Source organism: Sessilibacter sp. MAH1 (assembly GCF_054658315.1).
In genome coordinates this window covers 103,249-116,274 of sequence record NZ_BAAGIC010000018.1, presented here as the reverse complement: position 1 = coordinate 116,274, position 13,026 = coordinate 103,249, and the positions used below count along the sequence as shown (strand labels likewise).

15 protein-coding genes and 1 pseudogene are annotated in these 13,026 nt (G+C 39.1%); 6 read left to right on the top strand and 10 right to left on the bottom strand.

Features of this window, described 5'->3' with window-relative positions; genetic code table 11:
- Positions 1–42: 42 nt before the first annotated feature.
- The 8 genes from ACYQ28_RS16370 to ACYQ28_RS16335 all read right to left on the bottom strand — a co-directional run bounded on the left by ACYQ28_RS16370 (position 43) and on the right by ACYQ28_RS16335 (position 3,405).
- Positions 43–201, bottom strand: a complete 159-nt coding sequence (locus tag ACYQ28_RS16370; protein ID WP_460051819.1) for a hypothetical protein — start codon at positions 199–201, stop codon at positions 43–45.
- A 95-nt stretch (positions 202–296) separates the two neighbouring features.
- Entirely contained in the window at positions 297–521 is a 225-nt protein-coding gene (locus ACYQ28_RS16365) for a hypothetical protein (protein ID WP_460051818.1), read from the bottom strand.
- Between the two features lie 60 nt (positions 522–581).
- On the bottom strand, positions 582–863 hold the full coding sequence (locus tag ACYQ28_RS16360; protein WP_460051816.1) for a hypothetical protein: 282 nt from the start codon (positions 861–863) through the stop codon (positions 582–584).
- A 155-nt stretch (positions 864–1,018) separates the two neighbouring features.
- The gene (locus ACYQ28_RS16355; RefSeq protein WP_460051815.1) at positions 1,019–1,579 is read right to left on the bottom strand and encodes a WG repeat-containing protein; all 561 of its coding nucleotides are present in this window, start codon (positions 1,577–1,579) and stop codon (positions 1,019–1,021) included.
- Between the two features lie 116 nt (positions 1,580–1,695).
- A complete protein-coding gene (locus tag ACYQ28_RS16350) occupies positions 1,696–2,085 on the bottom strand; it encodes a hypothetical protein (protein WP_460051814.1) in 390 nt (129 codons plus the stop codon).
- Positions 2,086–2,162: 77 nt separating this feature from the next.
- On the bottom strand, positions 2,163–2,669 hold the full coding sequence (locus ACYQ28_RS16345; RefSeq protein ID WP_460051812.1) for a hypothetical protein: 507 nt from the start codon (positions 2,667–2,669) through the stop codon (positions 2,163–2,165).
- 124 nt (positions 2,670–2,793) lie between these two features.
- Positions 2,794–3,036: a hypothetical protein gene (locus ACYQ28_RS16340; RefSeq protein WP_460051811.1), complete on the bottom strand. Its 243-nt coding sequence runs from the start codon at positions 3,034–3,036 to the stop codon at positions 2,794–2,796.
- Between the two features lie 3 nt (positions 3,037–3,039).
- Positions 3,040–3,405: a hypothetical protein gene (locus ACYQ28_RS16335; RefSeq protein WP_460051809.1), complete on the bottom strand. Its 366-nt coding sequence runs from the start codon at positions 3,403–3,405 to the stop codon at positions 3,040–3,042.
- A gap of 684 nt (positions 3,406–4,089) precedes the next feature.
- Here ACYQ28_RS16335 and zigA point away from each other — a divergent pair.
- The 6 genes and pseudogenes from zigA to ACYQ28_RS16305 all read left to right on the top strand — a co-directional run bounded on the left by zigA (position 4,090) and on the right by ACYQ28_RS16305 (position 10,280).
- Positions 4,090–5,301 (top strand): zinc metallochaperone GTPase ZigA, encoded by a 1,212-nt coding sequence (gene zigA, locus ACYQ28_RS16330; protein ID WP_460051807.1) that lies wholly within the window; start codon positions 4,090–4,092, stop codon positions 5,299–5,301.
- A gap of 74 nt (positions 5,302–5,375) precedes the next feature.
- A pseudogene (locus ACYQ28_RS16325) lies at positions 5,376–5,972 on the top strand (DUF1826 domain-containing protein).
- Between the two features lie 252 nt (positions 5,973–6,224).
- Entirely contained in the window at positions 6,225–6,674 is a 450-nt protein-coding gene (locus ACYQ28_RS16320; protein ID WP_460051806.1) for a Fur family transcriptional regulator, read from the top strand.
- Positions 6,675–6,747: 73 nt separating this feature from the next.
- A complete protein-coding gene (locus ACYQ28_RS16315; protein WP_460051804.1) occupies positions 6,748–7,764 on the top strand; it encodes a CobW family GTP-binding protein in 1,017 nt (338 codons plus the stop codon).
- Positions 7,765–8,033: 269 nt separating this feature from the next.
- Positions 8,034–9,017 (top strand): site-specific integrase, encoded by a 984-nt coding sequence (locus ACYQ28_RS16310; protein WP_460051803.1) that lies wholly within the window; start codon positions 8,034–8,036, stop codon positions 9,015–9,017.
- Between the two features lie 18 nt (positions 9,018–9,035).
- Complete coding sequence (locus ACYQ28_RS16305) at positions 9,036–10,280, top strand: tyrosine-type recombinase/integrase (RefSeq protein ID WP_460051801.1); 1,245 nt, start codon at positions 9,036–9,038, stop codon at positions 10,278–10,280.
- 154 nt (positions 10,281–10,434) lie between these two features.
- Here the strand turns inward: ACYQ28_RS16305 and ACYQ28_RS16300 are convergent, their stop codons facing one another.
- Together ACYQ28_RS16300 and ACYQ28_RS16295 are read right to left on the bottom strand one after the other, a co-directional pair.
- Entirely contained in the window at positions 10,435–12,612 is a 2,178-nt protein-coding gene (locus ACYQ28_RS16300) for a response regulator (protein ID WP_460051800.1), read from the bottom strand.
- A gap of 33 nt (positions 12,613–12,645) precedes the next feature.
- Positions 12,646–12,846, bottom strand: a complete 201-nt coding sequence (locus tag ACYQ28_RS16295; RefSeq protein WP_460051798.1) for a DUF2788 domain-containing protein — start codon at positions 12,844–12,846, stop codon at positions 12,646–12,648.
- Between the last annotated feature and the right edge of the window lie 180 nt (positions 12,847–13,026).

Here is a 13,026-nt window from a genome sequence, read left to right as displayed (position 1 = left end):
TTGTTGTTTCATGATCAAACCGTTTTATTTGCAGACGAGATATTATGGCAGATCTCGGAGGTTAATCAGAGGTTCCTCTAGTAACTCCTCTTCGAGCTTAGCCCAAAGAGGAAATCCATAATCTTTTGATGCCCCGGCCCCTAAAATCAGGACTGTTTTATTTTCGAATAATTCTTCTAGTTTTGGGATATTGAGCGTCATTAATAAATCTCATTTTTACTCTGAATGGGCCGGCTTGTAAAAGCTAACGCCGCCAGCAGAGGCGCAGCTGTGCTGCTGACTGGCCTTGTTAGCATTTATTTTTGATTTAGTTTTCTTGCTTTTTTTGCAAATTTAGAATTGATTATAGGGGCATCGGGGTCTTTTTTTGCTCTTTCCTCAGTTTCCTGGTCTTTGCGGGTTTTTTGTCGGTGTGCTTTGTGTTTTTGCACGGCCTCGGAGTTTTTAAACAGCGGGTCACGTTGACGAAATTGTGTATCAGGAATTACGGTGTTAATTTTTTCTTGATAGAGGTATTCCATATTGATTTCGCTGGAATATCCAGTGTCAGCTATCAGTAAGGCTCCGTGATTTAATGCATCTTAACCGAGGTTTTCTTCGATTTTTTTAATCATCGATTTTAATAGTATTTGATCGGGCCCTACCCCAAAACACTCTGTGGCGATGATAATTTGGCGCTTTTCATCACTCACGGTTTGGCAGTTATAACCTTGCAGCGTGCCTTTTGAAGTACTCATTTTCGCACTGTCGTTATCGGTAATATTACTTTGTATTTCTCGGTTACTTTTGCCGGTACTTTTTCGCAGTGTGGATTTCTGCAAGAACGCATCAATTTTATCAGCATTTTTTAGCAGTGTTTCCACGGTTTGTCGTCGCCGGTCTGGATCGCCGTTGATACTATTTTTTGTATTATCGTTTCTTAAATGGTTCTCGATAATTTTTTGTGCGGATTGACGTAATTTCTTGGATTTCTTTGAATTGATTATTGAATTGATTTTTGATGTGCTTGTTAGAAGTTTTACTTGCCAGGAACATCGGAAGCTTTGTATTTGACTGGGACAACTTCTACACCCTCCTTGTTTATATACCCCCACAAGCCACCTTCTAAGGCTTTGTGACCATCCTCAGCTGGAGTTAAAACACAGCCCTTGCAGACAAGTGCCTTGCCCTCGTGAAAGGGCCACGCCCAATCGTAACCCGGCGAAAGCACAAGCTCAAAATCGGAATTGTAATATTCGATTTTGCCGCTGTTTAATGAACGGGTCAGCCCCTCTTGAAAGTAATCTGCGCCGCTATCATAAAATATTACCGGAAGAAACCTACCATCCGGTTTTACGTAGAAGTATTGACCTGAAGTAAAAAAGCTAGCCATGCCAGTTTTACCAAAATTCAGATTACCCATATGGTCTTTGGATATTTGCAAGACATCATCTTTGTAAGAAGCGCACTTTTCGAATACCTCCCACTCAGGATATTGGTAATGTTCGGTCCTCTTCGGAATGTACCCGCACGGACCAAAGTCCTGTGCCACCACAAAGCCAGAAGAAAGCATAACGAGTATCGCGATGTATCGATTCATAGTACTTCTAATAACGTCCGCATAACGGGCAAAAATACGCAGGCTATAATAACGAGCGAAGCGAGGGAGCCTACGTTTTTTTCCCCAGCGAGCGCAGCGAGTGGTTAATGCGCTTGTTAGAGCCAATCGCCTGAAACAGCCATAGAGCCAATAAACCATGCCCACATAATGGCGGGTACTAACAAAAGATATAACCAAAATAACAGTTTAGTGCCGGAGTGGCGAAACAGGCTATAGATAATTGAAAGCATTGGCAAAAGGCAACTAACTTGGAAAGCATTAGTAAATGCAGAAATGCTCCAACCTGACGCAAAGAATAATAATGGAATACCGATTACAAGTAGGGTTAGAAAACCATGGCAACTGATAAATAATCGCTGACCTATATTTAAACTACTGATCGCTACCCAAAAGCTTACTGAACTACCAATACAAATTAATATGTAACTGGTAGCAAAGGCAATCTCGGGCAAGTTATTTAGGTGCTCTGAAATTGTAATCAGCATTCCTTGGCTCTAACGCTTTGCTTTGCGGCGCGCGTTAGCTCGTCCAGTCAAAGGCCACCTTGATTGACTTGTTAACATTAGATATATAGTAAAATGTCATTCCCTTTAATTTTGAATTTCACTTTTTTCATATCGTCGGTTAAAGTTCCGAGGTTAGTACCATCAAGACTCCATACATTTTCGGTCGCAAGCCACTCATTCAATTCTGGATCGTGGCACTTAAAATGACTATTTGGAACAACCTTACCATTAAATATAGTGGGGCCAAAATTTTTGCACTTAGGACCCCTGCGCCACCACCTTAAATCGGGCATATCTACAAGCCCCTCTCTCAACGGAACAACAAAAACAGATATTTCTGAATTATAGTTTTTAAATATTATATATCTGACGTTCCACCAACCTTCGTAACCAGCATCTTGCGTGATTATACCTCCTGGCTCTAGCGCACTAATATTAATTCGAGGAAGATTCTCTCCCGCATTCGCTGGCGGATTTAATGCGCCGCCAAAAAGACTAAGCAGAAACCCGATTCCTACGAATGAAATTATTAAAACCGCTGACCAAAGTAATTTTTTACGCATGACTTAATGATGTTAACGCCTTGCTCACTTGCACATACTGCGGAGAGCGTTTTTGTGTAAAATTGGAGTACAGCGACAAACACAAAAACGAGCGTAGTAGTATGTGTCAACGTGAAGCAACTTGTTATGACTTTTTGCTGATATAAATAATTGAAACGTCATCTTGGAGACTACCAATATCTTGCTTTGCAAGTTTAGCTATTTCTTTAGCTGTAGTTTTTGTCGAAAGTAACAATTTCATTTCTTCTAGTTTTATATACTTAAAAAGACCATCTGAGCCAAGCAGGATCGATTTGTCTGCATCCATTGGGCCAAAACCAATAGGTGTCGTGCTACCACTTCCCAATAGGGGCTTCAGGTTTTGCATAGATCATAGTTCGTAATCATATTCTCTATTAAATAACCAAGCTTCTGAGTCGCCAACACTTGCGCCTACAACGGTTGTATCATTAAGCTTTCCGACGATTGCAGTAGCTTCGCCGCAACCAGATTCGTTCGCTAGCTCTAAATCTACTTTTCGAAGAAATGACTCAAAGTCATCTGAAGAATCAAAACTGTCGATATTTGTTAGATCCTTAAAAGCTTCAACAACATAATTGCTTGCTTGTGCTGCCCCAGCCATTCCTCCCGCTCCATCGCATATACAAAACCATATAGAGTCGCCAATTTTCGTGACATATAAGGCATCATCACCTTTTAAATTTTGTTGTTCTAAATAACTACTGAATTCGAACATGGTTTAGTTATAACAGCTTAACAGATGTATTAACGACGCTTTTTGTCGAGTTTACCATCATTGTAACTCTATCTCGGGTGAGTTTTTCTGAACGCTATCTCGAAAGTTTTGTTACGTCAATATTTCAGTCAATTTGGCACAATAATCATCACTGAGAGTCACATTGTTGTGGTGCGTATCTTGTAAATATGGAGTGGAGCAGCTGTGCTCGCTCTATAAACAATCAACCATAAAATCGGAATTATTTAATAGAGGCATTTTTAAATAGTTAAAATTTAATCGCAGGATATTCTTTACTAAGATATTTATTTTTTACGATTTATTTTAATTTTGTTTGCCAAAGCAATTTTAAAAGATAATTTCTCTATTAAAATATCAGCGATAATATTCCACAGAGATTTAGCTTCTTAATTTTATCAAAATTATTTTCTATAAGTGCTCCTTGATTACACTCCCTTTTAGCACTGAAGAAATGTTCACTACCAGCACTAACACAAACTATCGCACCGATTAGTTTTGTTCGAATGTACGGTGAGATATTGCTGGTTTTGATTTTTCCATTTATGATATGTTGTAACATATCATATAAAACAATCATTAATCAAACAGATCTATTGTTTAAGCAACTTCTATTTGCGGTAATCTTAGTAATGCAAATGGATAATTCCAACAAGGGATGCATTCATGACAAATACCATTCGAAAACTACCAGTTACAGTACTTTCTGGCTTTCTTGGCGCTGGCAAAACTACTGTGTTAAGCCATGTTCTCAATAATCGAGACGGCTGTCGCGTTGCGGTGATTGTTAACGATATGAGCGAAATAAACATCGATGCTGCTACTGTACAAAATGAGGTAACGCTCAACCGCAGTGAAGAAAAACTAGTCGAGATGAGTAATGGTTGCATTTGTTGTACGTTACGAGAAGATTTGTTGTTAGAGGTTCGAAAACTTGCAAATGAAGGTCGCTTTGATTACTTATTAATTGAATCTACCGGTATTTCTGAACCGTTACCGGTGGCAGAAACGTTTACATTTGCGGATGAAGACGGTATTAGCTTGTCTGATGTAGCCACATTAGACACCATGGTTACCGTCGTAGACGCGGTCAATTTTTTAGTGGATTACGATGAAGCTAAATATTTGCAAGAAACTGATGAGCACTTGGGTGAAGATGATGAACGCAGTGTTGCAGATTTATTGGTTGATCAAGTGGAATTCGCCGATATTATTTTAGTTAGCAAAACCGATTTAGTGGACAACAATACGTTAGATCGTTTAATTGCCGTTTTAAAAACATTAAATACTGAAGCCGAAATCATTCCAATCAAGCATGGTCAGATATCAATTACCAGTATTTTGGGTACGGGTAAATTCAGTTTTGAACGTGCCCAACAAGCGCCCGGTTGGCTTAAAGAAATGCGAGGCGAACACGTGCCGGAAACCGAAGAATACGGTATTAGTAGTTTTACTTACACAGCTCGACGCCCATTTCACCCAGAGAAATTTTTTAATTTTATTCATCAAAAAGACCTACAAGGAAAGCTAATTCGCTCGAAAGGTTATTTTTGGTTGGCGACTCGTCCCGAATTTGCATGTCAATGGAGTCAAGCCGGTGGTATTGCACGCTATGGTTTTGCAGGAATGTTTTGGAAAGCAGTGCCAGAAGATCATTGGCCAGATGATGAAGAATATCGACAATCTATTAAATCTAAATGGCAAGAACCTTTTGGCGATATGCGTCAGGAGTTGGTTTTTATCGGCCAAGGTCTTAGTAAGCATCAATTTATTGAAGCTCTTGATAGCTGCTTATTAAATAACGATGAACTATTAGCCGGGCAAGAAGTGTGGCAATCACTGCCCGATCCCTTCCCTGCTTGGGGCGAAGAAGCATGATCGAATCGCACCTTCACAACCAAGTACTATCTCGTCGAGTGGTAATTAGCGATGATTTATAGGCGCTTACCGAAATATATAAAAGCGATGTTAATTTATCGGTTTGGCAACGAATACTTTGCCCAGATGCAATATCACAAAGTCAAATATTATTGACATCTGATAATGTTAAAAGCTATTCCGGTAAGCTCGCTATAAGTCAATTAGAACAGTTGCAAAAAATCATACCATCACTCATGCAATTACCAAATTTGTGTTCTGATGTTCAACTACTGGCAAATATATTCTACTGTCTTTTTGAGTTGAAAAATGTTGGCTTGCGTTTAGGAATACTATCGAAAGCAATGTGCCGAGATTGCATGTTGCTTGAGTACTCTTTCGGTTAATTCACAGTTATTTTGGCAATGGTACCCGATGGCTTCACCATCGTAACGTTCGCGTCAATATATCAATGAACAATATCAATGAAAAACATTGAATATTCAGAGCAAGCCGTTCATACATTAAGCACGGGTGACGTTGCTCTGTTAAAGGATGAGCCTTGGGAAGGAAATAAAGGTGCAGATTTTGTGCAGCGCTCACCTGCTGTAAACGCACGCCAAAAACGACTTTTATTAACGTTGGATTTTGTTTGTGTTGATTGTGTTAAAACCAGCGCGCACCAATATTAAATACTATTAAAACTTTGAGTAACTAATCTGCAATTAGCTTAGAGCTTATCATTCACTGCTTGCCACACAAGAGTTGTAATTTATAGAATCTACAATACACATCGAAAATTATCTTGGCGCAGTTAACTTTCTGAGCAATTTTTATAAATTTGAACGATAAAAATTTCTTTAGAATTTACTCAATAATTTTGCAATAATGTTATAAAATAACATTTTAAAACCTAATGAAGGCAATACCTGAGTAACATAATCATGGCTTCTATCACGCAGATTATCGACCATGCTGAAAACACCTGCCGTAAAAATGGTGCCAAGTTAACCGAAAAGCGCAAGCGAGTTTTAACAGGTTTGCTTATATCTAAAAAAGCATTATCAGCTTATGAATTGATTGATTTTATGCAAAAGGAGTTCAATGAATCTCCGCCTGCAATGTCGGTTTATCGTATTCTCGATTTCCTTGAGAGTGAAAACTTGGTGCATAAACTTCATTTAGCCAACAAGTACATTGCTTGTTCACACATTAGCTGCGCACATGAACACGAAGTACCACAATTTTTAATCTGTGATAAATGCGGTAACGTTAAAGAAATAGGCATCAAAAAATCATTAATCAACACGCTAAAACAGAATGTCGAGAAATCGGGTTATGTACTAAAAAGTCCTCAGTTGGAATTGCACTGCCTATGTCATGAATGTGCGTAAATATAAATAATTTACAAATAGAATAAGAAACTCTGATTAACTGAGAGTTTCTAGCAACACAAGGACTTCTTTCGTGACAGAGTTTAAAGCGATTCCAACAAACGTTATCACCGGATTTTTGGGTGTTGGTAAAACCACAGCTATTTTAAATTTACTGAAACAAAAACCAAACAATGAGCGTTGGGCGGTATTGGTTAACGAGTTTGGTGAAGTAGGAATTGACGGCAGTCTATTTACCGGTAATGAATCTGATAGTGAAGATGTATTTATCCGCGAGGTTCCCGGTGGATGTATGTGTTGCGCCGCGGGTTTGCCCATGCAAATAGCGCTTAATAGACTGCTTACTAAAGCGAAACCTCACCGGTTGTTGATAGAACCCACGGGCCTTGGTCACCCTGAAGAGGTTCTGACGACATTACGTTCTGAACATTACGCCGATGTTTTAGATTTACGCTCTACTATTACGCTCGTTGATGCACGTAAAATAAAAGATGAGCGCTACATCAAGCACCCTATTTTTAATCAGCAGTTATCTGTTGCCGATATTATTGTCGCTAATAAATCGGATTTATATCGGTCCGATGATATTTCAGCACTGCAACATTTTCTAAAAAATAAAGATGAACTCAATAAAATACCTTTACAGGTTGTGAGTCAGGGAAATCTACAATTGTCTTGGCTTGAGCAGCCATCAAGCTATACCAATAATGCTCACAAGCATCATCACCTACACGACGATAAAAATTTTTCAGCTCAATCCTTCGAAATACCCAGTTCGGGTTATTTAACAATTAATAACGAAGGCGAAGGCTTTTACAGCCAAGGATGGATATTTACACCACAGTGGATATTTGATTCACAAAAACTTTGGGTATTTTTACTGGGCGTAAATACAGAAAGAATTAAAGGTGTATTCATAACCAATGAAGGCATTGTCGCTTTCAATAAAGCCGACGGTGTTCTAACTTCTACCACTCTCGACGAATGTGAAGACAGTCGTATTGAGTTTATTACTAGTGATAAGGAATTATTAACAACCCTTGAGGAAAAAATTATGGAATGCGTAATAAATAATTTAGATGCAAACTGAAGATTTGATGGGCATGTATTATTTATCGAAATCTCGGATGAAATTACCAAAGAGTTGATCTGAGATCCAAAATAAAAAATACGATATTCGGTTTTTTCAGAATTTTATTCATTTACGGTTCTTGATATTGGCTACGTTTTCTTATACTGCTAAAAGCACGATGCCAGTTTGAGTTTCATTTGTGTAAGTGAAGTCTTAATTGATACCTGCTGCTGAGTTATACTCAAAACAAGCATAAAATAGAAAGCTCACGAGAAGTATTCAATGAAATGAAGCACAAGCCAACGACGCACCCAAACCACTCAAATGTTGACCAATATTTGAGTGCTGCCAACCGAGTTAACACCACCAAAAGTTATCTCAGTGCCGTGGAACACTTTGAGGTTCACTGGGGCGGTATGTTGCCTTCTACTTCTGACCAAATTGCTCAATATCTCGCCGATTTTGCGCCAACACTTTCGGTTAATACGCTAAAACAGAGACTGTCTGCCCTAGCTGTTTGGCATAAAGAACATGGCTTTCCCGACCCAACCAAAGCTCCTCACGTTAAAAAAGTGCTTAAAGGCATTAATCGAATACACGCAAAACCAGTAAAACAAGCTCGCCCACTACTGCTGGAAGAACTGCAAGCGGTTATTGAATATTTGGATGATGTTATCCAAGCCGAACGTGCCTCAAGCAATACACAACAGAGTGCTGTCTTGTTACAGGCGACGCGTAACAAAGCGCTGCTGTTGCTTGGTTTTTGGCGCGCTTTCCGCAGTGACGAGCTGGTAAATTCATTCGTTGAGCATATTAATGCGCGTGCCGGTGAAGGGATGGAAATCTATCTGCCTCATTCAAAAACGGATCATAAAAATGAGGGTAAAACCTTTAGGGTGCCAGCGTTGAAAATGCTCTGCCCGGTTGATGCGTATTTAGATTGGATTTATACCGCACAACTAAATAGTGGCCCGGTATTTAGGTCAATTGATCGCTGGGGTAAAGTCTCTGAACAAAGTCTGCATTCGGCTAGCGTCATTAATATTATTAAAAACTGTTGTGCCAATGCCAATATTGAAAATGCACATTTTTTTACCAGCCATTCATTGAGACGAGGTTTTGCAACCTGGGCTAACGAGCAAAACTGGGAAATGAAAGCGTTAATGGAATACGTAGGTTGGCGTGATATTAAATCGGCATTACGATATATTGAATTGAAAGATCCATTTGGTAATTTGTCGATCAGTAATCAGCATTTGCTAGATAATTAATTCGAAATACAACCTTATATGAAATTACCCGATCCAATACCTCTGTTCCCAACTTACGCCGAACTGAAAGAGTTTGATGCTCGGCAGTACCCAGAATTAAGGAGTTTTTTAGACTCGGGCGAACAATGGTGGCTGAAGCTTTGGCACTGGGGCGAAGAGTTTTTATTGTATATTGGCCGCAATAAATCTGAGCATACGTTCACGCGTTTTCGTAACGAGGTAGAACGTTTTTTGTTGTGGAGTTTTTTAGTAAAAAAGGCGCCTGTTGATCAATTAAGAAAAGCCGACATTTTAGAATATATAGATTTTGGCTGGCAGCCACCCACGCACTGGATTTGCTTTGCCAACTACGAAAAATTTTATTTTCATAACGGTGTATTTAAAGTTAATGCCGAATGGGCACCGTATAAATTAAAACTTCCTAAAAACTCTTCTGAGCAGCCGACAGAAAAACAAAAAGCCAAATATAAGCCATCACAACAAACTCTTTCGGCAACTTTTACCGCTTTAATTGCGTTTTATAAATATTTAATGAACGAAGAATACGCGTTTGGAAATCCCGCGCAAATCGCTAAAACGGACTGCCGATATTTTATCAAAGATGCCCAAGTCAAAGAAATTCGTCGCTTAACGCAGGAACAGTGGCAATACGTATTTGACGTTTCGTTAAAATTGGCCAATCAAAATCCAATTTACGAGCGCAGTTTATTTGTCATTTGTGCGTTAAAAACGCTGTTTTTGAGAATTTCAGAATTATCAGAACGAACTCACTGGGTTCCTATGATGAGTCATTTTTGGCAAGATGCCGATAACAATTGGTGGTTAAAGATTTTCGGTAAAGGTCGAAAACTGCGCGATGTTACTGTACCCGAGGATTTTATTGAATATTTAAAACGTTATCGAAAATATCGTGGTCTGCCGTCGCTACCCACTCACAACGAGCAAGAACCCATTGTGGAGAAAATACGCGGCCAAGGTGGCATGACGTCCCGCCAATTAATCCGAATTGTGCAGCAAATTTTTGATCAGGCATACGAGATTATGCTTGCAGAAAAAGGCGCCGACGAAGCAAGAAAGCTTAAAGAAGCCTCAACCCATTGGTTGCGTCACACAGGCGCGAGTATGGAAGTGGAACGAGGACGGTCACTCAAAGATTTATCGGAAGACTTAGGCCACGCCAGCATGGCAACCACCGATACTATTTATATTCAAACGGAAAATCGAATTCGTGCTAAAAGTGGTAAAAATCGGAGTGTTCATTAATTGCATTAACACAACCCACCCCACTCTATTTATTTCACTCGCTTAATTCTCTCTTTTATTTTACTTTTGAATGTCGAAAACCCATTAGTAAATCGATAACTATAAGTACATCTGATTAACTCATTCCTGATTTAATCAGAGGCTCCTATCGGTATTAATGGGTTTTAACCAGCCAATGGTCTAGGCATTTTTTTAATTCTTCTTTTCGTACCGGTTTTGCAACGGTGTCGTCCATACCAGACGTTAAACATAAACGATCTTGATGATCATTTTTTAAGGTGGTTAAACCAATAATAGGTGTTCGCTTTTGATCTTCCGGTGTTTCGGCATGAGCTTTGGCAACAAACTCTAAGCTGTCGGCGGCGTCATCTCGACCATTCAGATGGCAGGTAATAAACACCATATCGTAATCGCGCTGGGCCATTTTTTTCAAACCAGCCTCGGCGGTGCTGGTTAAATCGACTGAAATACCCAGCTTTTCAAATATATTGGAAATCACCAACTGGTCGACATTACTGTCTTCAATCAATAGAACTTTAATATTGATATTATCGGTAGGATCGGGTTGATTTAATAAAATTTGGGATAATGCTAAATACAACTTATCTTGCGTAAGTGGCTTTTGCAAAATACGAATAGAATCTTTTTCGTTGCTGTGTTTTAACAGTAATTTTGATTCTGCTTGTAAATGACTAACCACAATCAACTGCGGAATTAACTTTAAGCTGTTTGATGTTAAAAACTTTTGTGAAATAGGAATTGCCGTAAGACTTTCTTTTTTCGAGAAAATAATGATGGCACTGACCATGGGATCGTTGATTTCTTGAAAGAAATCACTTTGGTCTAGATCTGATATGGCATCAAACCGATCATCAACTGCTTTAAAAATAGGAACTAAGCCCCACGAGATAAGAATATCTTTAATTTCTTCTTGAACTTTACTTGGCGTATCAACCAACAAAATTCGCTCGGTATCAAATTTACTTTCAAACTGTTTAAAGAACGACTGGGAATTAACCGGGGTTAAGGGTAAATCCAACAAGAACATCAGTTTAAAGTCGTCATTAATACCGATATTCCCGCCCATTGCTAAAGCCAAATGCTCGCTCATATTTAAGCTAAAACTTCCCGCTTTGGCCCCTAAAACCTTACTCTGTCCTACTCTTGCGCTCGATGATTCATCGACAATGCATATTTGAACAATTAATTCGCTGCCGCCATTGTCTTCACAGTTGATGTTAACTTTTAAATCTGGTCCGGTACTGAGAGAAATCGATTGGTCGATAAGGCAATTAATCAGCTGCGCCGTACGCACCGAGTCGCCACGTACACGTGATGGTACATTATCACCGTAATTGATTGAAAATTCTTTACCGTTAATTTCTGCTTCAATTTCTTTTTCGTTAAAGCATTCTTCGACCAATTTTGGGAAATTAAATACGGTGTTTTCTAAAACCAATTTTTGCGACTTAATTTTCGAGTAATCAATAACGCTGTTGACTACCTGCAACTGGCGTTCACTGGATTTTTCGGCAATCGATAACAAGTAACGTTGCTTCTCGTTGATGCCGCTTTCGTGAGCAAGAACAGAAAGAGCGCCGACAGTATCGTTAAGTGCAGATCGCAATTCATCACTAAGAGAAACCAGAAATTCGTGATTAACCTGTGCCGCGGCCTGTGAATCGCGTTTTTCTATTTCTAAAGAATCGGCTCGCTGGCGTAACACATAGTTTGCTTCTAGGCGCTCCCAATAAGAGTCGCACATCATCAAGCCTTGATTGCGCAGCATCCAGAATAAAAAGATAACAATAGAACTGTGTAAAACGCCTTCAACGGTGTTGGTCGATAAACTCGCCAAAATAATAGGAACTAAACCAGAGAGAAGATAAACCGTTAGGAAACGACGATACGGTGATAAGACTCCTGTCATGCCGGAGTAAAAAACGATGGTGTACAACCACAAGAAATTGGTTTCGGTATGAAATCCGCTGGTGTAGGTGATTACGGATATGATGATTCCCCACCAAAAGGAACCTAGAATTGAGCCAAAGAAAAAAAGATTACGCCAACGTCCTGGTGCTCTGGGATAAAAAGACTCAAAGCCAAAAACCAAGTAACCCCGAAATATGGTGGTTACCAATAAGCCCGATGCTAAAAAAAATGCGATGCTTGAATTTTCTTTAAAAAAACCACCCAACCACATTGTAAAAGAAAATACCGCCAAAGTGAGCAAAAGACCACGGCGACTGTATTTTGAAATACGAGAGTCGGTCTCGTAAATAAGCTTTCGATCTTTTTGGACTTTTGATTTTGGGGTATAAAATTCGAACATGTTTTTAGTTTACATTACCGAATGGGTATTTGCTTACAGGTTAAGATACTCGACGAGCACAGTTTTAATAACAAAACCCAATAATCCAAGGCCTAGAGCCCCAAACAGAACAAACGTACCAAACTTACCCGCTTTAGATTCTTTGGCTAAATCCCACATGATGAAACCCATGAATAAAATTAACCCACCGATTCCCACATAAAGAGAAATAGTTTCGAACAGCTCTATATCCATGGATACCTCTTACATCTGTGACTTAAACGTATTCATTTTTCGATTTGATGATTATATGTGAAAACCTTTCGTGTTTCTCACATCTTTCTAACCAGAATGTTTATTACAGACCTATTAATTAGGTGTGATTTAGATTAATTCACCACAAAAACTATCAAAAAAAGCGCTTATATAAGAATG